The sequence below is a fragment of the Duncaniella sp. B8 genome (assembly GCF_005304985.1).
In the GTDB taxonomy this organism is placed as follows: Bacteria; Bacteroidota; Bacteroidia; order Bacteroidales; family Muribaculaceae; genus Duncaniella; species Duncaniella muris.
Map to the genome: position 1 here is coordinate 2,127,173 of NZ_CP040121.1, position 25,044 is coordinate 2,152,216.

At 52.2% G+C, this 25,044-nt stretch carries 17 protein-coding genes; 9 read left to right on the forward strand and 8 right to left on the reverse strand.

All coding sequences use genetic code 11. The features are described 5' to 3' along the window. Window positions 1-30 precede the first annotated feature (30 nt). From FDZ78_RS09080 to FDZ78_RS09100, 5 genes are all read right to left on the reverse strand, one after another. Window positions 31-1,683: a RagB/SusD family nutrient uptake outer membrane protein gene (locus FDZ78_RS09080; protein ID WP_124076010.1), complete on the reverse strand. Its 1,653-nt coding sequence runs from the start codon at window positions 1,681-1,683 to the stop codon at window positions 31-33. A gap of 28 nt (window positions 1,684-1,711) precedes the next feature. After that, entirely contained in the window at window positions 1,712-4,678 is a 2,967-nt protein-coding gene (locus FDZ78_RS09085; RefSeq protein ID WP_136408450.1) for a SusC/RagA family TonB-linked outer membrane protein, read from the reverse strand. A 15-nt stretch (window positions 4,679-4,693) separates the two neighbouring features. Continuing rightward, on the reverse strand, window positions 4,694-6,295 hold the full coding sequence (locus tag FDZ78_RS09090; RefSeq protein WP_124076011.1) for a BACON domain-containing protein: 1,602 nt from the start codon (window positions 6,293-6,295) through the stop codon (window positions 4,694-4,696). A 32-nt stretch (window positions 6,296-6,327) separates the two neighbouring features. After that, complete coding sequence (locus tag FDZ78_RS09095; RefSeq protein WP_124076012.1) at window positions 6,328-7,305, reverse strand: BACON domain-containing protein; 978 nt, start codon at window positions 7,303-7,305, stop codon at window positions 6,328-6,330. A gap of 541 nt (window positions 7,306-7,846) precedes the next feature. Beyond that, window positions 7,847-8,647 carry a DeoR/GlpR family DNA-binding transcription regulator gene (locus tag FDZ78_RS09100; protein ID WP_107031794.1) on the reverse strand — a complete coding sequence of 267 codons (801 nt, stop codon included), beginning with the start codon at window positions 8,645-8,647 and terminating at the stop codon, window positions 7,847-7,849. 288 nt (window positions 8,648-8,935) lie between these two features. On the opposite strand from FDZ78_RS09100, the gene glpA reads away from it, so the two are divergent. The 6 genes from glpA to FDZ78_RS09130 are packed head-to-tail and all read left to right on the forward strand — an operon-like array spanning window position 8,936 to window position 17,853. Beyond that, the gene (gene glpA / locus FDZ78_RS09105) at window positions 8,936-10,606 is read left to right on the forward strand and encodes an anaerobic glycerol-3-phosphate dehydrogenase subunit A (protein WP_240740372.1); all 1,671 of its coding nucleotides are present in this window, start codon (window positions 8,936-8,938) and stop codon (window positions 10,604-10,606) included. Between the two features lie 12 nt (window positions 10,607-10,618). Further along, a complete protein-coding gene (gene glpB, locus FDZ78_RS09110) occupies window positions 10,619-11,890 on the forward strand; it encodes a glycerol-3-phosphate dehydrogenase subunit GlpB (RefSeq protein ID WP_136408451.1) in 1,272 nt (423 codons plus the stop codon). A 20-nt stretch (window positions 11,891-11,910) separates the two neighbouring features. Further along, the gene (glpC, locus tag FDZ78_RS09115; protein WP_124076014.1) at window positions 11,911-13,158 is read left to right on the forward strand and encodes an anaerobic glycerol-3-phosphate dehydrogenase subunit GlpC; all 1,248 of its coding nucleotides are present in this window, start codon (window positions 11,911-11,913) and stop codon (window positions 13,156-13,158) included. A 29-nt stretch (window positions 13,159-13,187) separates the two neighbouring features. Beyond that, a complete protein-coding gene (locus FDZ78_RS09120) occupies window positions 13,188-14,723 on the forward strand; it encodes an MFS transporter (protein ID WP_240740373.1) in 1,536 nt (511 codons plus the stop codon). Beyond that, the gene (locus tag FDZ78_RS09125) at window positions 14,710-15,600 is read left to right on the forward strand and encodes an HAD-IIA family hydrolase (protein ID WP_240740374.1); all 891 of its coding nucleotides are present in this window, start codon (window positions 14,710-14,712) and stop codon (window positions 15,598-15,600) included. The genes FDZ78_RS09120 and FDZ78_RS09125 overlap by 14 nt, the downstream gene beginning before the upstream one ends. Window positions 15,601-15,639: 39 nt before the next feature. After that, window positions 15,640-17,853: an alpha-galactosidase gene (locus tag FDZ78_RS09130; RefSeq protein WP_123399489.1), complete on the forward strand. Its 2,214-nt coding sequence runs from the start codon at window positions 15,640-15,642 to the stop codon at window positions 17,851-17,853. Between the two features lie 306 nt (window positions 17,854-18,159). Here FDZ78_RS09130 and FDZ78_RS09135 read toward each other — a convergent pair whose 3' ends face one another. Then, window positions 18,160-18,663, reverse strand: a complete 504-nt coding sequence (locus FDZ78_RS09135; protein WP_107031790.1) for an RNA polymerase sigma factor — start codon at window positions 18,661-18,663, stop codon at window positions 18,160-18,162. 414 nt (window positions 18,664-19,077) lie between these two features. Between FDZ78_RS09135 and FDZ78_RS09140 the strand changes: the two genes are divergently transcribed. Further along, window positions 19,078-19,329, forward strand: coding sequence for a GlsB/YeaQ/YmgE family stress response membrane protein (locus tag FDZ78_RS09140; protein WP_123399491.1), 252 nt, complete (start codon window positions 19,078-19,080; stop codon window positions 19,327-19,329). Window positions 19,330-19,434: 105 nt separating this feature from the next. Here FDZ78_RS09140 and FDZ78_RS09145 read toward each other — a convergent pair whose 3' ends face one another. Together FDZ78_RS09145 and FDZ78_RS09150 are read right to left on the reverse strand one after the other, a co-directional pair. Continuing rightward, window positions 19,435-22,560: a glycoside hydrolase family 2 TIM barrel-domain containing protein gene (locus tag FDZ78_RS09145; RefSeq protein WP_123399492.1), complete on the reverse strand. Its 3,126-nt coding sequence runs from the start codon at window positions 22,558-22,560 to the stop codon at window positions 19,435-19,437. Between the two features lie 215 nt (window positions 22,561-22,775). Then, on the reverse strand, window positions 22,776-23,726 hold the full coding sequence (locus tag FDZ78_RS09150; protein WP_123399502.1) for a LysR family transcriptional regulator: 951 nt from the start codon (window positions 23,724-23,726) through the stop codon (window positions 22,776-22,778). 87 nt (window positions 23,727-23,813) lie between these two features. Between FDZ78_RS09150 and FDZ78_RS09155 the strand changes: the two genes are divergently transcribed. Together FDZ78_RS09155 and FDZ78_RS09160 are read left to right on the forward strand one after the other, a co-directional pair. Further along, entirely contained in the window at window positions 23,814-24,542 is a 729-nt protein-coding gene (locus FDZ78_RS09155) for a 4Fe-4S binding protein (RefSeq protein WP_107031787.1), read from the forward strand. Then, a complete protein-coding gene (locus tag FDZ78_RS09160) occupies window positions 24,508-24,693 on the forward strand; it encodes a DUF362 domain-containing protein (protein WP_123399493.1) in 186 nt (61 codons plus the stop codon). Before FDZ78_RS09155 ends, FDZ78_RS09160 begins: the two co-directional genes overlap by 35 nt. The last annotated feature ends 351 nt before the right edge of the window (window positions 24,694-25,044 follow it).

Sequence of the window (25,044 nt, forward strand, 5' to 3'; positions counted from 1 at the left end):
GAGAGGAGAATGAAGGAAATTGCAGTGTGATCAATAACCGGGGTTCTGCTTTAGCAGGGGATTTCCGGCCATAGCCTCAGAGGGCAGCGGGAAACGCTTCTTGGTGTCATCAGTCGGCTTGTGGGCCCACCAGCTTTCGGTGGTGTAGAGTCCGAGGCGGATGAGGTCGGTGCGGCGGCGGCCTTCACCGAGGAATTCAATCTGCCATTCATCGGCCATGCGGTAGACGTCGAGGTTGGTTTCGGTCACGGGATCGGGATCGTTGCCGTTGGCGAAGTTGCGTTTGCGCACCTTGTTGATGAGCTGAGCGGCGCCCTTCTTGTCGCCTGCACGCCATTTGCACTCGGCCAGCATGTAGTAGACCTCGGTGAAGCGCATACAGGGATAGTCGGGGTTCCAGAGAAGATCCTTATCGTCGATGTTCGGGATAGGCATCTTGACCAGACGCACTCCGGATGACTCCGAGCCGTCCATCATGGTGCTGCTGTTGCCGGTGATATTGACGTAGTCCACAAGGACCACAGGCTTTCCGGCCATGTCTTTCTGGCCTATGGCCACTTCGCCGGTGTAGGGGTTCTTCTGCAGCCCTACGCAGAACATGCCTTCATACTCCTTGTTGCCGTGGTAGACGTAGGGTTTCTTGCGCAGGTCGGCATCGTTGTATTTCTCGTAGCTTTTGCCCAGCTTGTAGTCCATGACCGGGCCGCCTTCTTTTTCGCGTGAGGGAGAAAGGATGAATCCGTTGTAGCGCGAAGCCGGGAATGGGCAGTTGAAGTATTTGTCGGCCTGGTGGTTGTAGAAGTAGCGGTAATACCAGTTGAATTCCATCTTTGAGTTCTGTGAGGGCACATACCAGACGGCTTCTGTCGATTTGTCGTTGTCGAAACAGTGGGGGCCGTACCAGGTATTGTCAATGGCGTAGGGACCGTATTCGCCTCTGATCAGGTCTTCGCAGATTGCGGCACAATCGGCATAGCGGTCACCTCCTCCGTAGGCTTCGGCGTTGAAGTATAGTTCGGCGAGCATCATTGCCGCTGCGGCTTTCTTGATATAGCCGTCCTGGGCTTCTCCGAGGCTCGATTTCGGGAGGATGGATGGTATGGCGTTCTTGAAAAGGTCCTCGCAGAATTCAAAAGTCTCCTTGTCGGTAGAGCGGGCGCAGGGAGCGTCGTTGTTGCTGCGGAAAATCGGCAGACCTCCGAAGTAGTCAAGACCGCGCATGTAGTACCATCCGAGGATGGCGTTTAGCTGGTTGATGTGGTCTTTCTTTATTTCGTCAGAGAGGCCGATGGCGTTGTAGTTGACACCAGAGAGGTCTTCTTTGGCTTCGAGAGTACGGGCGATGGCGCTCATGGTTCCGTCCCACACGTTTTTGACATGGCGGTCATCGCCGGTCCAGGTGTGTTCCTGCAGGCGGATGTACTCGCCGTTGTTATAGAAGTCGTTGCCGCGTGTCGGGCAGACCATTTCGTCGGTGGTCAGTTCCTGGAGATACCAGCGTTCGGCGCCGAGATACCATTTCCAGTGGGTGAAGGGGCGGCAGAGAATGGCGTAGGTGTTCTCCGGACAGGTGATGAATGTGTCAGGGGTCACGCTGGAGTAGAATTTCTCGTCAAGGTCGCAGGAGAAGAGAGTGGCGCCTCCGAGCAGTGCCAGAGCTATATGTTTGAAGTTAAATTTCATAGTTCGTCAGTTTTTTATCTACCAATTTTTAGAATGTCAGCTGGAGACCGAATGTCCAGCGGGTGGTCTGCGGGTACATGTTGGTTGCGTTGCGGACATATTCCACGCCGGGATAGAGGCCGTTGATGCTCACTTCGGGGTTGTAGCCTTTGTAGCGTGTCCAGGTGTAGAGATCGCGGGCGGTCACGTAGAAGCGGGCGCGGGTCAGATATTTGTTCCACTTGCCGGTGTTGAGGGTGTAGCCCAGCGACACGGCGTCGATCTTGAGGAAGGAGGCATCGCTCAGGAAGTAGTCAGAGGTGATGCGGGTGTCGTTGATGGCGGCATTGTCGGTGTAGGCTATCTTCAGCACGTTTTCCTGAGAGTTGGTCTGGAGACCGTGGTAGAGGATGATTTCGCTGAACACATCGTAGTCAAGCCATGAGCGCAGATTGATGCCGAGGTCGAAGTTTCGGTAGCGGAAGTTGTTTTCCCATGAGATGATCGCCTTGGGGATCGCATTGCCCACCCAGTGTTTGTTGGCGTCGACGAGGTTGTTGACAGAGCCGTCTTTGGCAGGGACCACATTGTTGTCCTTGTCATAGATGAGCCACTTGCCGTTTTCATCGAGACCGGCATATTTGAAGAGCCAGAACTGACCGATTTTTGAGCCGTTGACGAGCTTCTGCTCATAGCCCATTGACGCGGGCATGGCCGAGGGGAGCATAAACGAGTCGCTGTCGCCGAGGTTCTTGATCTTTGTGGTGTTGTGGGAGATGCGGGCGGTAGAGGTCCATGTGAACTCGCGGCCCTGGAAGGGCACTCCGGTGATTTCGAATTCCCAGCCTGTGTTGGTGAGGCTGCCGATGTTTTTCATCACGGTGGTGTAGACCATCGGGGGGACGGGGGCGGCTACTTCGAAAAGCATGTCGTCCACGCGGCGGTGATACCAGTCGAATTTACCGAAGATGCGGTTGTTGAGCACCGAGTAGTCAAGACCGATGTTGAGCTCCTTCTTTTCTTCCCATTTCAGATCGGGGTTGATGTTTTTGGTTGAGCCGTAGCCGGGCTGCCAGATGCCGTTTGTGGGATACATGTCGTTTGACTTGTAGGTGCGCACTGTGTAGCCGCTTCCGAAGTCGTTGTTACCGGTGACGCCGTAGCCCACACGCAGTTTCAGGTCGTTGATCCAGTCGATTCCCTCCATGAAGTTCTCGCGTGAGATGCGCCATCCTCCGGAGACAGACCAGAAGTTGCCCCATCGGTTGTTTTTGCCGAATTTTGACGAGCCTTCGCGGCGGTAGCTCACGGTTGCCATGTATTTGTCGGCGTAAGAGTAGTTTGCTCGGCCGAAGAACGAGAGCAGGCGCTGGCGAGGATTCTTGTTGGAGGCCATTGATGCCTGGCCGTCGCTGAGGTCTGTGCCTGCGCTCATGTCCCAGGGGCCGATGCCGTCAACGGTGAAGTTGGCGTTTGTCATCTCGAAGCTTTCGGTGCCTTCGTTTTCATAGAAACTGTAGCCGGCCACGGCGTCGACGAAGTGTTCGCCGAATTCGCGCATATAGTTGGCATAGGCTTCAAACGATTTGTTGAGTGACTTGCTGAATTCATGGGTAGCCTTGCCGCGTTTGCTTGAAGTGACGCTTTCGCGGTGTTTCTGGTTGTAGTAGAGGTAATACTGATGCTGGCGCATGTCGAGGCCCATTGTGCCCTGCACGGATAGGCCTTTCATAAGGTTGATCTTGAGGGTTGCGTCGCCGAGGAACCACTGGTCTTTGGCCGAGTAATCTTTATATTCGATGTCTGCTACGGGATTCCAGGAGTTGCCGCCCATGCCTACGCCGTCAACATTGTAGTCAGAGGGGTTTGAGGGGTCCCACAGAGGTATGGTCGGGTTAAGTTCGATGGCTTTCTGGAATGTGTAGGACCCGTTTCGCTTATCGCGGTCGGCCTGGCGGAACTGGGCTTTCATGCTGAGTTCGGCAACGCCGTCCCACATGCGGTAGCGGCCGTTGATGCGGCCGGAATAGTCGGTGCGGCCGTCGCCACGCACTATGCCTTGCTGGTCGGAGTACATGAGCGAGGAGTAGAGCTGGAGGTCTTTGGTGCCGCCGGAGATGGTCAGCACATGGCGCTGGCTGAGGGGATTGTCGCGGGTGAGTTCCTTGTACCAGTCGGTGTCATAGCCGTAGTCCTGGCCGAGGCCGCGTTCGATGTATTCCTGAGAGGAGAGGAGGTCGAGGTGCTTGCGCACGCTTTCGATCGAGAGCTCACACGAGTAGTTGACCTGGGTCTTGCCTTCTTTGGCCTTCTTTGTTGTCACGAGGATCACACCGGCTGCGGCGCGTGTGCCGTAGATGGCTCCGGCTGATGCGTCTTTGAGCACGTCGATTGACTGGATGTCTTCCTGATTTATGGCGCGGAGGTCACCGCCGGGGATACCGTCGATCACTACCAGCGGGCCCTGGCCGGCGTTGACTGAAGCCACGCCGCGGAGCTGATAGCCGTTAGAGGCGTTGGGCGATGCGCTGCCTGTGGTGGTCAGACCTGAGATCTTGCCCTGGAGTGCGGTGGCGATGGTAGCTCCGCCGAGACCCGACATCATGTCGTCGGCGCTGATCGAGGTGATGGCCGAGGTCACGCGCTTTTTCTCCATTGTGCCGTAGCCTACGACGACAACCTCATCAAGCATCTTGTCGTCGGAGTCGAGTACTATATTATAATGTGTCTTTCCGGACTGAACCTTGACATCGGCCGGAAGTTTGCCTACATAGGTCACTTTCATTACCTGGCCGGGCTTGGCGTCGAGCGAGAAGTTGCCGTCGATGTCGGCTGCCGCTGCGAGCTTGGTGCCCTGGACTATGATTGTGGCTCCGGTCAGAGGTTCGCCGTCGGTGTCGGTCACAGTGCCGGTCACCTGCGCGGCCGCGGTCATGAATGCCGCTGAAATCAGACCGAGGAACAAGGTGCAAAACAATCCCTTGAGATTTCTTGCTGTGTTATGTCTGTGTTTCATTGTTGTCTGTCGTTTTTATTTGGTCTCGATTCGGGTTACTTTAAGATCGTCCATGAACCAGCGGTAGTAAGAGGTCTTTCCGTTGTCGGGATAAGTTGCCACTGACTTGAACCCGTTGTTGATGAACGGAGTCGCGCCGATGATGATCCTGGTATTGGCTGTGGCCCCTTTGACGGTCACTTTCATGTCGGTCCATGTCCAGGGGATGGTTTTGTCGGAGTTGTTGAAAGGTTCGAGTTCCTTGCTCTGTGTGGCGCTCACGCCGTCGACGATTTCGCCCTCGCCTTCGATCACAACTGAGACGGTCATCGGGTCGGTGCCGTTTTTGGCTGCGCGGAAAGTGACATCGACGTTGGCATAACGGCCGCCTTCAATGGGAAGGGCTTCTTTGATGGCGATTGCTGTCTGCGCGCCGCCTTTGTTGAATTTCAGATAGCCGTCCATTGCATAGATGACCTTGGCCGAGGCATTGTAGTCGGTGTATTTCCGGTTGAAGAGTGCGAGAACATCGTCAAAACCGTTGGTCTTGAAGTCCCAGGTATAGATATTGCGGGCATCGTTGGGCGCTCCGCCGTTGATGTTGCTTACCTGGTCGGCTCCGCCTTTGACCCAGGAGAAATCATCGTTGTAGTAGACGAAACCTACTGCCTTTGAGTCGGGTTCGGGGCGGTCTGAGAGCTGGAGCACAGGGGCGGTGAGCACAAGACCGTGGGCGGTGGTGATTGTGATGTAGTCTTCACGGGCGGCCTCGGTGTTGACTTCTGCTGTCAGAGTGACTTTGGTTTCTCCCGCATCGCCGCTTGACGGGGTTACGGTCAGCCACTGGGGTTTGGCGGTGAGTGTCCATGATTCAATGCAGCCTACGGTCAGCTCGGTGCTGAGGCCGGCGGCGTCAGAGGCGGCGAAAGTCAGTTTGCTTATGGGTTTGCCGTTTTCGCTGACGGAGAAGACTGTGCCGTCCTGGCGCACTGTGGTGTAGCGGGAAAGAGCACCTGCAGTGACGGTGATCCGGGCTTCGCGTTCGGCTCCGGTCTGATTGAGCGCTGCGGTGAATGAGATTTTTTCCTTACCGGCCTGGCCTGAGGTCTTTGACGGAGTTATCCAGTCGCAGCCGGCAGGCAGTGAGACGGTCCAGTTTGAATTGGTGTCAATGGTGAAGGCAAGAGTCTCGCCTTCGGCGGCATTTCCGAGGGTTGTCACGCTGATTAGTGCGGGCGATACGGCGAGTGTGCCTACCTTCTTGTTCTGGCTTACGGCCAGAAGCTCGGTCTTGTTGCTTCCGGAGAGTTTGATTTCAACGAATCCGGTGCGTGGATCTCCGGTATTCTCATCGGCAGTCACGAAGATCTTGTGGCTTCCGCGTGTGCCTGATTCTCTTGAAAGGTGTATCCACTCGTCTTTCTGGCTCACTTTCCAGCTGCCGCTTGTGTTAAGTGTCAGCGAGGGTTCTTCGCCTTTGTCGGTCAGGCCGTCGTATTCAAGAGTGAATTCGCGGTTGTCGGCTTTGAAATAGGCCGGTATCTTCTCGTCATCATCGTTGCAGCCCGTGAGCGCGAGTCCCAGACCTGACGCGAGGGCGAGTGCCGATGCGAAGATTAAATTTTTATGCAGTTTCATATCTGTTGATTATTCGGTTAATTAAAAGGATGTTATCGTTCGATACGTTCAACCTTGAGGTCGTCCATATACCAGCGGAATGTGCCGCTGTTGTTGATGCCGTCCTTGACATAGGTCTGTTCGCCGATGATGATTTTGGTCTTTGAAGATATGCCCCGGATGTTGACGCTGACATCTGACCAGGTGAGTTTGTCGGCTGACATTGCTACCGGGGTGCTGACAATCCGGGTGCCGGCCTGCGAGCCTCCGTCGATCGAGCCTTCGCCTTCGATGGCTACCACGACTGTGGTTTTGTCGGTGTTGTAGCGGGCGCAACGGAAGCTGACTTTGACGTTTGTCGATTTTTCAGCGGCGATGCCGAGGTTGCGGATTGCTATTGCCGTGATAGTGTTGGTCTTGTCAAATTTGATGTAGCCGTTCATCGTATAGACCGTCTTGGCGTTTGAGTTGAGGTCTTCATAGAGAGACTGGAATGTGGGGAGAGAGCTTGTGAAACCGTTGGCCTCATAATTCCAGGTGTAGATATTGCGGGCATCGCCGATGGTCTGGCTGCCGACATCATCGGTGCCGCCCACACACCAGGCAAAATCGTCATTAAAATATATGTGGCCCACCGGCATGTGGTCGTCACGGTCTTCTTCGAGGTTTTGAACCACGGTGATTGTCTCGCTCAGGTTTGATCCGGAGGTGATGGTTAGCAGACCTTTGCGCACGGCTCCGCTTTCATTCTTTTCGGCGAGAATGCTGACATTGACGGCGCCACGGCCTGTAGGTTTGTCGACCGAAAGCCATTCGGCGTCGCTGGTGACATTGTAGCCTTTGTTGGCGGTGATTGTGAGAGTTGCAGTCGCTCCGGATGAGAGGGTGCCGGTTCTGATCAGCTCCACTCGGTTCTGATCGACCTTCAGACGGGGCACTGCGTCTTCCGCGGTGTCATCAACACCACACGACGAAAATCCGACAAAGCATAGTGCTATCGCCGTGAGCGTTTCAAGGAATGGTTTTTTCATAAGGTTGATTTGGGTTATTTTGTTTTTTGTATTTTATGGTCGGGCATTTTCTCTATGCTGACAATCCGCAGATTTTGTTGTGGCCGGAAAATCCGGCGCAAAAAGGCCGGTTTAGTTTGTCCTGCTTGTCGGAAGTAGATTTTAGGGTTAGATTCAAGTTCGTTTTTGCTGTCGGCTGGAGAGTGCTGGAAGAGGCTTTTTAGTTATTTTGCCTGAGGAACAGTTCACTGGTTTGGTTTTGAATTTTGGTTGAAACGAAAGATTTTAGGTTTCAACTCGCAACAAAAGTATAATATATATGTTAATCTGCAAAATTTTTTTTGCACTTTTTTATCTAAATTTGGCTAAATTGCGTAATGGGTTGCAGAAAAACTTCTGTAAGGGTGTGTAAGTTGTTGTTTTCGGGCTGTGTTTCGGGATGGAATGTTGCCTTTCGTTGCGAAAGCGACGTGTGTTGCTATGGCGCTGATGTGTCAGGTCCGGGGTATGAAGAAGGGAGAGTGTGGAGAATGAGCTGATGGTCCGGCGGGCTGCTTCAGAGTCAGATCTGAGAATCTATGCCCGGCGCGGTGTTTTTGATGTCGATGATTTTCAATTCGATACCGAGATCCTCAATGGCCTGACTGATTGTGGGAGGTATGTTCGAGTCGGTGATAATGGTATCTATATCAGTGATATTGGCTATCTTGCTGAAGCCGCGGCGGCGGAATTTCGACGAGTCGGCCAGAACGATGGTCTTCTGTGCCGTGCGCATCATCACCTTGTTCAGGTCTGCTTCGCGTATATCAGTGGTGGTCAGGCCGAAGTCGAGGTCTATGCCGTCTACTCCAATGAACAGTTTACTGCAGCAGAATTCGCTCAGCGGGGCTTCGGCATGTTTCCCTACCACTGAGAGACTGCTGTGGCGCAGGGTGCCTCCGAGCTGGATCACTTCTATGTTTTCGTTGGTGCCGAGATACTCCGACACTTTCAGAGATGCACTTATCACGGTCAGCCGATGTATCGGCTTGATGCAGCGGGCAAAGGCCAGTACTGTGGAGCCTGAGGCTATTATGATCGAATCGTCCTGAGTGATCATCGATGCGGCTTCGCGGCCAATCAGTTCTTTCTCTTTGCGGGCAAGTTTTTCTTTCTCCAGAATGGAGCGGTTGTTGATATACGGGTTGATCAGTACGGCTTTGCCGTGACTTCTATAGAGCTTGTTCGCACTTTCGAGTTCGGTGAGATCTTTTCGGATCGTAACCGCTGATACGTCCAAGAGTAACGACAGGCTCGAAACCGGTATGGATTCATGGCGGATGAGAGTCTCAAGGATCAGGTTATGGCGTTCTTCTTTTGTCATATATATTAAGGTATAAAGAGATATGTGTTGTGTCAGAGACAAATGTATTAATTATATTTGAAAATTCACATATAATAAGTTAAAAAACTTTCATGAATACGGACCTCTATCCGGAGGTCTGTTAAAAAACAGCTCTATTTTAACATTTGTCATTGCAAAAATATTTTGTTTTTTAATAAAAGATTCTTACTTTTGTTGCGAAATCAAAAATATTATGTTTCGAAAGCAATTCGAAATCTGGCGTAGATTGAATTCTTCTCCTTTAAAACTAATCCGGTTAAACCCCATATGAACATGAACCATTGCAAAGAGCACTATGACATAATAGTGATCGGAGCCGGCGCTACCGGTGCCGGAACAGCCCGCGACTGTGCTATGCGCGGTCTTTCTGTATTGCTGGTAGAACGCTTTGACTTTACAGCCGGCGCTACCGGCCGCAACCACGGGCTGCTTCACAGCGGAGCCCGTTATGCCGTCACCGATCAGGAATCGGCCAGCGAGTGCATAAAGGAGAATATGATTCTGCGGCGTATAGCGCGTCACTGTGTGGAAGAAACCGGAGGCCTGTTTGTCACGCTCCCGGAGGATGATCTGGGCTATCAGAAGAAATTTGTGGAATCATGCCTGCAGGCCGGCATCAACGCCGAGGTCATAGATCCGGCCATAGCCATAGCAATGGAGCCTGCGGTCAACAAAGATATAATAGGTGCGGTCAGAGTGCCTGACGGTGCCATCGACCCATTCCGGCTTACTACGGCCAATGTCATGGACGCGCGTAATCACGGAGCGGATATTCTGACATATCATGAGGTCACGGATCTGCTGATGGAGTCGGGGCATGTCAGCGGAGTGGAGCTGCGCGAACAGCGCACCGGTCAGAAATTCAAGGTCCGCTCCTCGCTTGTGATCAACGCCGGAGGCATATGGGGGCAGCGTATATGCTCGATGGCCGGCATAAAGGTGAACATGTTTCCGGCCAAAGGCGCCCTGCTGATATTCGGCCACAGAGTCAACAACGTGGTCATCAACCGTTGCCGCAAGCCTGCTGATGCGGATATCCTCGTGCCGGGTGACACCATTTCGCTCATCGGCACGACTTCGAGCCGGATTCCGATTGATCAGGTGGACAGAATGGATGTCACCGGTGAAGAGGTAGATGTGCTTCTGCGCGAGGGCATAAAGATTGCCCCCTGTCTGGCCTATACGCGAATTCTCCGCGCCTATGCCGGAGTGAGACCTCTGATAGCGTCTGACGATGATCCGTCGGGCCGCAGCATCAGCCGTGGCATAGTCTGCATGGACCATGCCGTGCGCGACGGAGTCGAAGGCATGATCACTATTTCTGGAGGCAAGCTCATGACCTACCGCCTGATGGCGGAATGGGCCTCCGACATGGCCTGCCGCAAACTTGGAATAGAAGGTCGCTTGTGTCGCACGGCCGAGATCCCACTTCCGGGATCGGAAACTCCGGAGCCGGAGTCCGGAGTCCGAAAGCGCAAATCACATATAATCGAACTGAGCACAGACCAGAAAGCCGCCCAGGGGCGCCACGGCACCATGAGCGCAGAAATCAGCTATAATGCCGATGAGGATGATGTTCTTGTCTGCGAATGCGAGCAGGTGTCAGTAGGGGAGATCAAATATGCCATTAAGAAACTCCATGCCGACAGCCTGATCAATCTCCGCCGCCGCACCCGTATGGGCATGGGCACCTGCCAGGGCGGATTGTGTGCCTGCCGAGCGGCTGCCATACTGAGAGACGAGACCGGAAATCCGCCGGCGGCGCTCGAAGACCTCGCAAGTTTCATCAACGAGCGCTGGAAAGGAATGATGCCGGTGGCATGGGGGCAGACTCTTGTCGAGGCCCAGTTCATGGCCTGGCTATACAGAGGGGTCTGCGGACTTCAGCCTCAAGAAGAAGCCTGCGAGTGTGTGACAAACGAAAATGCCGACCGATAAAAAATAATTCCGATGAAATACGATACCATTATAATAGGAGGAGGTCTCAGCGGCCTCATGGCCGGAGTGAAACTCGCACGGTCAGGCAGCAAAGTCGCAATCATATCTTCCGGGCAGAGTGCTCTGCACTTCTATTCCGGCTCTTTCGGGCTGCTTGGACATGCCGATGGCAAGGAGCTGCTTCATCCGCTTGAGGCTATAGGAACTCTGCCCGCCGGACATCCTTATTCCAAGATTGGAGCGGAGTCGATCCCGGCTCTTGCCGATGATGCCAAACAGATCTTTGCGGATGCCGGGCTGACATTCATCGGCGACTCTTCAAAAAATCATTTCCGCCTTACGCCGCTTGGACTGTGTGAGCCTTCCTGGCTTACGATGGATGACTACGCCACATGCGAGAATCCGTCGGAAACCGGATGGCGCAAGGCAACGATCATAAATTTCAAAGGCTTTCTTGATTTTCTACCCGGCTTTCTTGCCGACGGACTGAAGAAACACAATCTGCCCTGCGATTATGCCGAAATAACGCTTCCGGCCATAGAGCGCCTGCGCAGAAACTCCTCCGAAATGCGCGCTGCGGCTATAGCCAAAGTGCTGAAAGGCCCGGCGCTTGAGATGCTTGCCTCCGAGATCAACCGTGCGGCCGGAAACTCCGATGTGGTATTCATGCCTGCAGTGGTCGGGATTGATTCCGAGCAGCCGGTCAGAGAGTTGCGCTCTATGGTGATACCCAAGTTGCTGTGTGTGCCGGTGTTGCCTATGTCGGTCTGCGGGATGCGCTCGCAGATACGTCTCCGCCGTTATTTCGAACAGCTCGGAGGCACTTATTTCCTTGGCGACAACGTGACCCGCGGTTACATGGAAGGCCCTGCCCTTAAAGAGATAGAAACCGCTAACCTCAGCGGCATGAGCCTGCAGGCCGACAATTTCATTCTCGCTACCGGGAGCTTTTTCAGCCAGGGGCTTGTCGCTGAGCCTGACCGCATCTATGAACCGGTGCTCGGAGCTGATGTCGAGGCTCCGTCAGACCGCAGTCTCTGGTGCGGAAAAAGCATTTTCGACAATCAGCCCTACATGCAGTTCGGGGTGACTACAGACCGTGACTTCCATGTGATGTTCAATGGTGTTCCCGCCGGAAATGTCTATGCAGTGGGTGCCATTCTCGGCGGATCGAACCCCATACGCGAAGGATCGGGTGGTGGGGTGGCCATACTTTCGGCTCTTCAGGTGGCACGAAACATAATTGCAGCCGGCCGGGCAGACAATTCAGAAGCCCAAGCCTAACAGTAAAACCAATTTTCACGATGGAATACCAGATAAAAAATATCAGTCCGAACAATCTCGAACAGTGCATAAAGTGTACGATCTGCACTGTCTACTGCCCGGTGCTCGCCGTAAATCCCGACTATCCGGGGCCGAAGCAGGCCGGGCCTGACGGAGAACGTTACAGACTGAAAAATCCAGAGTTTTATGATGCTGCGTTGAAATATTGTCTCAACTGCAAGCGCTGTGAGGTGGCCTGTCCGTCAAACGTAAAGATCGGTGACATCATCCAGACCGCGCGCATCAGATATGACAAGCGTCAGGTTTCACTGCGTGACCGCATGCTTGCGAGCACCGATTTCATGGGCAAGATGGCGACCTCGATGTCATTCATTGTCAATACGGCTCTCAGGATGCCGCTGACCAAAAGCGTCATGGACTTTACGCTCGGCATCGACCACCACAGAAATTTTCCTACCTACTCTTCAGAGACATTCGAGTCGTGGATGCGCCGCAAGGCTCCTGACCAGTCGAGTTTTCCACGCCGGCTGTCATATTTCCACGGCTGTTTCGTCAACTACAACAATCCGGCGCTCGGCCGCGACTTTGTCAAGCTGATGAATGCCATCGGCTACGGAGTCAGCCTGCTGGAGAAGGAGCGCTGCTGCGGAGTGGCCAAGATCGCCAACAAGATGGTTGACGAAGCCAGGCGCGATGCCCGTCTGAACATCGGGTCGATCCGGAAGGCCGTCAGCCAGGGCCAGCCGGTCATAGCAACCAGTTCGACCTGTGTATTCACCATTCGTGACGAGTATCCTCATCTGCTCGATGTGGACAATGCCGACGTGCGTGACAGCATCCTGCTTGCCACCGCCTTCCTGAACCGTCTTGTGGATGAAGGACGGGTGAAACTTGTGTTCCGGAAAGACTATCGCCGGCGCATCACCTATCACACCCCCTGTCATATGCAGAAACTCGGATGGGCTATTCATTCCGTGTCGCTGCTCAGGAGCATTCCAGGCCTCACTCTTGTGCCGCTTGAATCGTCGTGTTGCGGAATAGCCGGAACCTATGGATTCAAAAAAGAGAACTACGCCTATTCACAGGCCATAGGGCGAGAGCTCTTTGACCGCATCATTGAAGCGGGTGTCGACCTTGTGGCCACCGATTGCGAGACCTGCAAGATGCAGATCGAGATGAGCACCGGGGTTAAGGTGGAAAATCCGGTGACTATCCTCGCCGAAGCCCTTGACGTGGAAGCGACGATGAAAGCCAACGGTGTGAAATGAAAATATAGCCTCTTAATACCAAATCAGATATGTCGACTGAAAACATTTATGCCGGATGGAAACCGGAAGTGGTCAAGCAGTTCAAGTCATGGCAGATGCGCACCATAGTTGTCTCCATGATCGGCTATGCGATCTATTATTTTGTCAGAAAGAATTTCTCGATCGCCATGCCCGGCCTAACGGCGCAATACGGCATCTCAAACACAAGTTTCGGAATTGTGATCGGTGTCGGATCGCTGATCTACGGCCTTTCGCGTTTTGTCAACGGCTTCATTGTCGACCGTTTCAGCGCCCGCGTCATCATGGCCGTCGGCCTGCTGCTTTGTGCCGCCTCCAACTTCATGTTCGGCTTCGGCGTCAACATCAGCTCTTGGATCACAGGCGTGGACAGCGAACCTGATTTCATCAACATGCTGATCATGCTGATGGCAGTGACCATAGTCCTCAACCAGTATTTCCAGGGAGTGGGCTATCCGCCGTGCGCACGTCTGCTCCCGTCATGGATCCACCCCTCGCAACTGGCCACAAAGATGTCTATCTGGAACACCTCTCACTCTATCGGCGCTGCCGCGGCAGTGGTGGTCTGCGGCTATATCATGGGCACTATGGGGCGTGACCTTAGCGGAAATCCTGAGATCATACAGACCATTGCGGCAAACCTCAATCTCGATCCTTCTGACAGCGAGCATATGAAGACCATTCTCAGCTATGCTTCCCACTGGGATGCCTGGAAATGGTGTTTCTGGCTTCCGGCCTGTCTGGCTGTCTGCGGAGCTTTGTGGCTCTATGTCGGCCTTCGTGACGATCCTCGCTCTGTAGGCCTCCCTGAATTGCCCGGCACCCATACCGGAAAGTCAGATGCCAAGGGCGGCAAGACTCCCTCGCGCGGTAAATTCCTCAAAGCTATGGTGTGGACCAACCGGTGGATATGGACTCTCTGCATAGCCAACATCTTTGTCTATGTGATGCGTATGGGCATTCTCGACTGGGGCCCTAAATTCCTGACCGAAGCGCGCAACATGTCAATCGAGGATGCAGCCTGGTCAGTGGGCGCTTTTGAAATCTTCGCTATAATAGGCACCATTTTCGCCGGATGGGCCACAGACCATATTTTTCATGGCAAGGCCCACCGGATGTGTTTTGTGTGCATGGCTTTAGCTGTTGTCTTCATGGGGATCTTCATTATGTTCCCCGGACTGCCGATAATAGTCTCCACGCTATTCCTTGCTATGGCCGGATTCTTTATCTATGGCCCCCAGGCTCTGATAGGCATAGCCTCTGCCAACCATGCTACTAAAGAGGCTTCGGCTACAGCCAACGGCCTGGCCGGAATATTCGGTTATTTCGGATCTTTCGTCTCTGCAATCGGTATCGGCATCGTGGCCGACCGCTGGGGATGGAACATGGTGTTCTATATAATTATCGCCGTAGGCATTCTCGGAGCGCTGACATTCATCTCAATGTGGATGGCTCCCCGCGATGGCTATGCGCGCAGCAACAAATTTTATGAAGAACAGGAGGCTATTGACGGTCTTCACGAAGGAGAAAGCCATGAAAGCAAATGACAGTCTGACCGCCGGATGCGCCAACTGGATCTCACCTCTTGACCGCGAACGCCTTATGGAGGCATGTCGCAAGGTGCGCCATGTGGCCCTTGATATGGACGGTACCATCTATATGGGCGCCACGCTATTTCCGTTCACACTTCCGTTTCTTGAAATGCTCGAAGCCAACGGCATAGGGTATTCGTTTCTGACCAACAATCCGACCCGCAGCATCGCTGACTATCTTGTCAAACTCGAACGGCTCGGAATCAAGACCGGACCGGATAAAATGTACACTACAGCAGTCGCTGCCATTGACTATCTCAAAGCCAATATGTCCGGCGTCAGAAAAATTTTCGCTCTCGGCACCCCCAGCATGCTTGCCGAGTTTGAGGCCGCAGGCTTTGAGATCGCCCCTGTGGAGACCGGCGTGCTGCCTGATGCCCTGGTGGTGGCATTTGACACCACTCTGGAATATCCGCGCCTCTGTCATGCCGCATGGTTAGCTTCGAAGGGAGTCCCATATATAGCCACGAATCCTGACAGAGTCTGTCCGACTGACCAGCCTACTGTGCTCGTGGACTGCGGCTCGCTTTGCAGCGCGATCGAATATGCCACCGGGAGGCTGCCGGATATTGTGATCGGGAAGCCCAACCCCGACATGCTTTCAGGCATACGTCACCGTTACGGCCTTGCCGCCGACGAGATTGCCATGTGTGGCGACCGCATCTACACAGATGTGGCTATGGCCCGTAACGCCGGAGCGCTCGGAGTGCTGGTGCTTTCAGGCGAGACAACACTTGAAACTGCGCTTGCATCCGATCCTATGCCCGACATTACGGCAAAAAGCATTCTCGAATTCGGCGAACTTCTGCTCGAATCCAGAAATAGTCTCTAAGTAACACTTGTAATTAAACAATCTCTTAACATCTGCCATATGAAACACAGAATGATAGGGCGCGTCTCACTCGCTGCTGTCCTGCTTGCAGGACTTCCGTGGAGCGCATATGCCAAAGTGCTGAAACTTGACACTCCGTCGACCTCAATGGTGCTTGATGCCGAAAAAGGGAAAAATCTGAAATTTCTCTATTACGGCGGCCGTATCTCCGACTCTGACGCTGACAATCTCAGGGCGGCCGGAAGCCCCGTGGCCGACGCATATCCCGCCTATGGGCTTGACACTACACGTGAAGCGGCTCTGAGTGCGGTTCATGCCGATGGAAACATGACGCTTGATCTTAAAGTGGAAAGTACGTCGGCCCGCAGGGACGGCGACTCGGAAATCACAACCGTGAAGCTTCGGGATTCCCATTATCCTTTCACTGTCAGTGTCAACTATCGAACATATCCGGCTGAAGATGTCATCGAGACATGGACTGAAATTTCTCATCAGGAGAAAGGCATTGTGACCATCGACCGTTTCGCTTCAGGATGTCTGCCTGTGCGCTATGGCGATGTCTGGCTCTCGCAGCTCTACGGAAGCTGGGGCAATGAAAGCCGGGTTGACTGCTCGCGCCTGACACACGGAATGCGTGTGATCAAAAACCGCGACGGTGTGCGCAACTCCCATACTGCCCACGGCGAGCTGATGCTTTCGCTTGACGGAAAGCCGCGTGAGAATGACGGCCGCGTCATCGGGGCCGCCCTTTGCTACAGCGGAAACTACAAGCTGGTAATTGACACTGACGAGACTGATTATCATCGTTTTTTCGCCGGCATTAATGAGGACAATTCGGAGTATCATCTGAAGAAAGACGAGGTGTTCGTAACCCCGCCGCTGGCCTTTACTTACAGCAACGAGGGCATGAGCGGAGTGAGCCGCCATTTCCACCGCTGGGGCCGTAACCACAGGATTGCCCACGGCAATGAACTCCGCAAGATCTTGCTAAACAGCTGGGAAGGTGTCTATTTCGATGTCGAAGAAACCGGGATGGAAAATATGATGGCTGATATAGCTTCGATGGGCGGCGAACTCTTCGTCATGGACGACGGCTGGTTTGGCGTGAAGCATCCGCGCGACAACGCCACGCAGGGCCTCGGCGACTGGATTGTTGACACCCGCAAGCTGCCCCACGGAATACAGGGGTTGATTGATGCGGCCAAAAGCAAGGGCATAAAGTTCGGCATATGGATAGAGCCTGAGATGACTAACTCCAAAAGCGAACTTTATGAGAAGCATCCTGAATACGTGATCAAGCCCGGCCACCGCGATCACGTCTATGGACGCGGTGGCACCCAGCTTGTGCTTGACCTCTCAAACCCTAAGGTTCAGGATCTGGTGTTTGAGGTAGTCGACACTCTGATGACGAAATATCCTGAAATCGACTATATCAAATGGGACGCCAACATGTCGGTCCGCAGCCACGGTTCGCAATATCTTTCAGCCGATAATCAGAGCCATCTCTACATAGACTATCACAAAGGTCTTGCCAAAGTGCTTGACCGCATCCGCGCCAAGTATCCCGACCTGACCATACAGGCATGTGCAAGCGGTGGCGGTCGTGCAAACTACGGTGTGCTCCCCTGGTTTGACGAATTCTGGGTTAGCGACAACACCGATGCCCTCCAGAGAGTCTACATGCAGTGGGGTGCTTCCTACTTTTTCCCTGCCGTTGCTATGGCTTCGCATATCAGCGCCACTCCTAACCATCAGACTTATCGCTCTATGCCGCTGAAATACCGCATTGACGTGGCTATGAGCGGGCGCCTGGGCATGGAGATACAGCCGCGCGACATGTCGGAGGCTGAAAGGGAGCAGTGTCGCAAGGTGATAGCCGAGTACAAGGAGATACGTCCTGTTGTGCAGCAGGGTGATATCTATCGCCTGCAGTCGCCTTACGAGGGCCTTGGTGTGGCCTCTCTTCTGTATGCCACTCCTGAAAAAGACAAGGCGGTCTATTTCTGGTGGAAGACCGAGGCATTCCGCAATCAGCAGCTTCCGCGCGTGAAGATGGCCGGCCTGGATCCCGACCGGAATTATAAGGTGCGCGAGATAAACCGTATAGACAATAAACCGCTCCGATATGAAGGCAAGGTCTTTTCCGGCCGTTATCTGATGGACAATGGCTTGGAAATGCCGGTAGGCTATAATGTCGACAAGGACAAACGCACCGAATGGGGCTCGAGAGTCCTGCTGCTGACAGCCGAATGACCGGTGTCCCAGAATAGAAAAGTGGATTAGAGTAATAGATATAGAGAAACGGGGTCTTTAACGGCCTCTAAATGACAAGTCCGGCTGCGAAATCGCTTCGCGCCGGACTTTAGTGTGTTCAAATCAATACCTTAAAATTGTTTCCGTATGTGTGTGTTTAAACCAATCTTATTTACCTTTATTTAACCTTGTTTGGAAACAGCTATAGTTGAAACATGAAACTTAATCTCTACAAAATAGTTTTTTATTATGATGACGTCTGGACTTTGAGCCCTGCATTCATCAGGTCAGTCGTCGTCGCGCGCCTTAGCGGTAGTCGGCAAACTGAGTCTGGAGTTTCTTGCGAGCGAAGAAGATACGGCTCTTGATAGTGCCGAGGGGGAGATTCATCTTTTCAGCGATCTCGTTGTATTTGTAGCCGGCTACGTGCATCGAGAAGGGGATGCGGTATTCATCGGGGAAAGCGTTGATCGCATCTGTGATCTCGTTTGCTCCGAAAGATCCTTCGGGGGTTTCGAGGCCTGAATCCTGCGAAAGGTTCAGGTGATAGAGATCTTCAGTCTGGTCGATGACAGTTGCCGAGCGTGCTACGCGACGATAGTTGTTGATAAAAATGTTGCGCATGATGGTGAAAACCCAGCCTTTGAAGTTGGTGTTGTCAACATACTTGCTTTCGTTGTCGAGGGCCTTCAGGGTGGTGTCCTGCAGCAGGTCATAAGCGTTGTCACGGTTGGATGTGAGCATGTACGCAAAGTTGAGAAGGTTGCTCTGAAGGCTCATAAGCTTGTTCTGAAATTCCTGAGTTCCCATAATTGAAGCGTTTTTATTGAGGTAATGGAGAGTTGTTAATTTCGATTGTTTGTCGGTGCTTGTTTTGTTTGACAGTTCAAAATTACTGCCTTGAGACGGAATATTCAGAAATTTAATGTAAAAATATGTTAATTTGATGACAAAGTTGTTACAAATTGGCGTATTTTGTTAGTTTTCAATGATTTATGTGCTAAAAATAAAAATTACAAAAATGTTACAATGTCAGGCGGATTGTAACAATAATCGTGCGCGTGTATATGAAGCGTTTTTCATAGAGGCCACAAATTTAATAAATATATATTATATATAAGGCTTCTGCTTCGGGAAATGAACAGCCTCTCTGTGGTGGGTTGAACCAAAAAGGGGGTGAGCCGTTGGAGAGAATATTGAAAACCTGTTAAAACTATTTCAGCTATGAACTTTTTGTGGTATATAATCATTGGAATTGTGTCCGGTTTCGTCGCCGGCAAGCTTATGAGAGGTGGCGGTTTTGGTGTTATTGTGAATTTGATAGTAGGCATAATCGGCGGTGTGCTTGGCGGTTGGCTTTTCGGACTGCTTGGCATCACGGCCGTAGGGATCATAGGTAATCTGATAACGTCTGTGGTCGGAGCCATCTTCCTTCTGTGGATTGTCGGGCTTCTGAGCCGGGCTGTTGCAAGGTGACTTGAAAATATTTAGGTTAAAATATTTGAATACCACCGTCCCGGTCCGTTTTTTTTGCGGACTGAGACGGTGATATTGTCTGCGGTCTGTTATTTCAGAAGTTGGCTATGGTTGCAGCGGGGCTATGGTGTAGCTGTAGCTATATGACTTGTCTTTCAGTCTGTAAGGCGAGTGCGGTCCGGCTCCCCAGCTGTTGTCTCCGCCGAGTCCGCGTTGGGCGAGGTCTATGTAGAGGAAGACGCGGTCGCGGTGGTGGCGCACGTCTGAATTGTGCATCTGGTGCTTTTTCATTCCTGGATCAAGATCTTCGGGGAGCACATCGAGAGCGCTGACATTGAGCGGCTCATCGCCGTCTATTCTGATTCCGTAGCCTTCTGTATCGGTCAGTGAGGCCCAGCGGACATCAGATTTGTTGCCGGTTTCCTGCGGGCGGATGTAGGGATAGAACTGGTCTGCGACCTTTCCTTCCCAGATGCCGATGAATGAGGCTGTGTTGCGGTCGGAGTAGTTTTCGCCGGGCCCGCGGCCATACCATCTGAAATTGTCCGTCCCGGCATGGAGGTCCAGTCTCATGCCGAAGCGCATCAGCTCAGGGACCTCATTGTCACCGGCTTGCCATGACGAGGTGACTTTGATGCAACCGTCGGGCTCGATGCGATAGGTGACATGATAGTCTGAGCGGACATCAGGAAGGCGGTAGACTGCTCTGACAGTCGGATTGCCATCTTCTGAGGTCATTTCAAACGATTTTAGACTGCGGTTTTTCGCGGCATAGCGCCAGGCATTGGCTTTGTGGGGCATGCTGTTGCCCCAGTCATTGTCAGTCGGGGCACGCCAGAACGAAGGTTCAGGCCCGGCGGCTATAAGCTCGCGCCCATTGACGCTGTAGCCGCTCAGCATTCCGCTGACGGAGTCGAAGCGGACTGTCACGCCGTTTGCACAGCTGACTGTCCAGCGGCCTTTGTCATTGACTGCCTTTGGGGCTGTGAGGTTAGCGGTTATTTTCAGCTGACGGGGATGGGACGGGTTCAGTGCAAACTGTTCGCGGGCTACTTCATGTGCGGCCGGTATGATTTCATCTCCTTTGCGGGTGTAGGCATAGAGGGAGAGGAAGTATTCGTTGCTGTTGTCAGAATCTATTTTTTTGATAGGCAGGCTGAAAGTTTTTGACTGTCCGGCCGGTACATTGGCCGAGATCATGCCGGAGTCTGTCACTACGCCGTTCATCAGCAGTTCCCAGCGGAGATCATAGTCAAGCAGATTGCGTGTGTGAAAGTGGTTTTCGATCGTGATTTTGCCTGATGCGGGGTCGGTGGAGGAGAAACGTATGTCCTGGTAGACTTTTTTGACTTCGGTCAGTCCGGGGTGGGGCGTGCGGTCAGGCTGTACGAGTCCGTTGATGCAGAAATTTTCATCGTGAGTGTGGGTATAGGCACCGAAATCGCCGCCATAGGCCCAGTAGCTGTCGCCGTTCTCGTCTTTGGTGAGAAGGCCCTGATCCACCCAGTCCCAGATGAAACCGCCCTGCATGTGGTCTGACGAGCGGATTATGTCGAAATATTCCTGGAAGTTACCGGTGCTGTTGCCCATTGCATGAGCGTATTCACACATTATGAACGGTCTGCCGGGATTGTTTCGGGCTGCATATTCTTTCATCTGGTAGATGCCTGGATACATGGGGCAGACTATGTCGGTGTTACGGTCTTCACCCGCCTGTTCGAACTGTACGGGGCGCGAACTGTCGCGCTTCTTTATCCAGTCATATGCTGCATGGAAATTCTCGCCGTTGCCGCATTCGTTGCCGAGCGACCAGATGATAACGCTCGGATGGTTTTTGTCGCGCTCCACAAGGGAGATCTCACGGTCGAGAATCGCAGCCTGCCATTCCGGACGTTTAGCCGGATGACAGTCGTCGATCCGGTCCCAGGGAACCGAGCCCATTGCATGGGCCTCGATGTTGGCTTCATCCACGAGATAGATGCCGTAGCGGTCGCAGAGATCATACCACAGCGGCGACTGGGGATAGTGGCTTGTGCGCACGGCGTTGATATTATGGCGCTTCATCGTGCGGATGTCATCCATCATCGTCTCGCGGTCAACCACATGGCCTTGGGTCTGGTGATGCTCATGGAGATTGACTCCGTGGACTTCAAGCGGCTTGCCGTTGACCGTCAGGCGGCTGTCTTTGATCTCGATTTTGCGGAATCCGGTCTTTGCCGATGTTGACTCGATGACACGGCCTGAGCTGTCAGAAAGTGTGAGCACAAGTGTATAGAGATATGGGTCCTCGCAACTCCAAGTTCTGACTTTGCCTATTTTTGCGGTCAGCGCTTCGGTGGTGGTGGCTGATGCTCCGAGATTCAGCCGCCGGGTGTTTTTGTAGACCCGTTTGCCGGCGGCGTCATAAAGCGAGACTTCAAGGCTGGTAGCGGCAGGTGTCTGAGCATAGTTTTTCAACACAGTCTCAAGTTTCAATTCTCCGTTGGTGTAGCTGCGGTCGAGGTCGGCGTTGGCAAAAAAGTCGAAAATGCGCCGGCTGTCTGTAGAATATAGGCAGACATCGCGGTCTATGCCAGACAGGCGCCAGAAGTCCTGGTCTTCGAGATATGATCCGTCGGTCCAGCGATAGACTTCGCAGGCAAGCTCGTTTCGTCCTGGTGTGATATATTCGGTGATGTTGAACTCTGCCGGATTTTTGGTGCTCTGCACATAGCCCGCCTTGTGGCCGTTGATCCACACATACATTCCGGCCGTAGAGCCGCCGAAGTGGAGAAACACCTGGCGACCGTCCCAGCCGGAGGGCAGTTCGAACGAACGGCGGTAGCACCCAACAGGGTTGTCGGAGTGGTCGATGAACGGCGGGTTTTTCGGAAACGGATATGTGACGTTGGTATATATAGGTGTACCGTAACCTTCGGTCTCCCAGTTTGAGGGCACCGGAATGCTGTCCCATCCGGCAGTGCTGAATCCGGGGTCATGGAATCCGACAGGCCGCTTGTCAGGAGTCGGAGAGAATCTGAAAGCCCATTTCCCGTTGAGGCTCATGAAAAAAGGTGATGATTCATAGTTGCCGCCCAGAGCCTTAGCCGGAGAGGCATAGGGGAAGGCGGTCGCACGGGCCGGCTCGCGGCCTGAGGCAAAGATCTGTGGATTTTCCCAGTCATTGGCAGAGGTAAGAGACCATTGCATGGCACAGAGCATGCAGAAGGTGATGATCAGAATGCGTGGCATAAGAGTGATAGGATTGGTGAAGTCACGTATGTGACGATTGTATGTTAAGTTTCTACAAATGTATGAAAATCAAACCGGAATGACAAATTCGATTAATAAACACCCTCTTAATGTTGGAAGTTTCCTGCATCAGCGTAATTATAAACCTATAAAGTTTTGGGCGACATCACTGCCGTTTTAAACAACCTCTTAGTCGATCTCGCACCTGTTGTAATTCAATATAATGTATGGCAATTCTTTGATATTAATGCGATCTTGTTATGCAGATTGCTGTCAATCATTTTGTTAGGAATAATTGACAACATGATTTCAATCAAACTTTTCAACATGCGGTATCTTATAAAATCCTTGCGGATATAGATTGAGACACACCGTCGCGAGACATATTCACCCTCTATCGGTCGTACATTTTCCCGCTGTGCGTCTGTCAGAAATGGAAGGTGCATTTCCGGTATGATTGTGAAGCCTCCGTTTATATCGACAATGCGTATCAGTGTCTCGATGCTTCCAGCCTCATAGATATGACGACCGATACTCCTTGTTTTGCAAAAACTGAATGCGCTCTCGCGCATACATTGTGACTCCTTCATTATCCACATCTTTTCATGCAGCAGATCTGCCGGATTGAATTTAGGCATTTTCAACAGACAATCATTAGCCACATAGACGTGGAACGGCTCGCAATAGAAAGGAATTTCAATAGTTTCCTGAGAGGTATTGCCACTGATTGCGATTCCGATATCAATCTTTCCCAAGCGGAGAGAGTCGATGGTCATATCACCCCTAATCTCGTTGACAGTCAGCCTTACATTTAGATAACGGTCTGTGTATTTTTTGATGAACCACGGCATGAGATAAGGTGCGATGCTGGCCCCGATACCGATTGAAAGCGAACCGGATACTTCGCCTTTCTGCTCCGAGATTGTCTCTGAAATCAACTCGGCCTGACTTAAAATTTTCTCAGCCTGCCTTATCACTGTTTCTCCGATGGCCGTTGGGCGCACACTCTTGTTGCTACGCTCAAAAAGGCGTACTTCGAGTTCATTCTCCAGCTTTAGGAGAAGCGCGCTGAGTGTAGGCTGCGTTACATCAAGTTCCGCAGCGGCTTTTGCGAAATTGCGGTATCGGTCTATCGCTATTATGTATTTCAGCTGTTGAAGAGTCATGATAGATAAATTCAATGCAAAGATAGCTAAAATCTGTTGTTGCTCTATCATAAAGACATTAATTTTGTGCCATATTAAAAAATGATTATGGCACAGAAAAGATTTCACAGATATTTACCGACCAAAGGCTGGTCGCTTTACTGGATACTGTTGGCTTATCTCGCGATAGGTTATTTCTATCCGGCAATAGGATTGTTGGCGTTGGTATGCATGATAGCTCCTGTGGCATTTTCCGTGAGCCGTGGCCGATGGTGGTGTGGCAACGCTTGTCCTAGAGGTAATATGTACGACCGTCTATTGGCGAAATACTCGCCTCATCGCCCTATTCCACCCTTTGTCCGCACATTCGGCTTCCGTCTGTTTATGGTTCTCTTCATATTTACCGTGTTCGGTGTGCAGATGTATTTCGCATGGGGTGATTGGAATGCCATAGGGCGTGTGTTTTGGAATATCATAGCGATAACCACAGTGGTAGGAGTGACCCTCTCGTTCATCTACGCACCACGGACGTGGTGCTCATTCTGCCCTATGGGAACACTTTCATCATGGGTTGCTCCAAAGAAAGCTCCGTATCCTAAGGCGTTCACCAGCGTCTACGTTGACATCTCTTGCCAAATGAAATGCAAAAGTTGCGCAAGGGTATGTCCCATGCAGATTACACCTTACGATAGTCGCGGCTCAGAGACTGGCTATCTTCACGCCGATTGTATCAAATGCGGCAAATGTGTAGCGTCATGCCCACTCAAAATCATGAAAATCAAACCTCAAAACCAAATAACTGATGATAGGAGTCAACCGAAAACTATGTCCGCATGACCATGTGTGTCCATTGATACGTCTTTGCCCGGTGGGTGCCATTGCACAAGGTCCCGACGGCTATCCAGTCATAGACCACGACAAGTGCATTGAATGTGGAAAATGCGTCCGCTCATGTCCAAAGAAGGCAATGGAAAGTAATCAAGAATAAACAGAGGGAGCGATTCGGTATATTTCAGCGGAAAAAGGCACTAAAAAAAGCAGTCAGCAATTAGCTGGCTACTTTTTTTAGTGGTCCAATTGGGATATGTTTTGTGTTATCTATCCTTGGTTGGAAAAGGATAAAAGAAAAACCGCTGAAATGTCTGATTTTCAGCGATTTTCTTAATTTGGTGATTTTTACGAGTGGTCCCACTTCTACTTTGAACTTCAAGGTAACTTATTGTGGGATAGTTTATCCTCGATGTTAAATTTCGAACTTGGCTCGGATGAGGCACCTCTGTACTTCATCATTCTGCAACGCCGTTCTTATCTTCGTTTTTACAAAATTAGTTATTAGTTG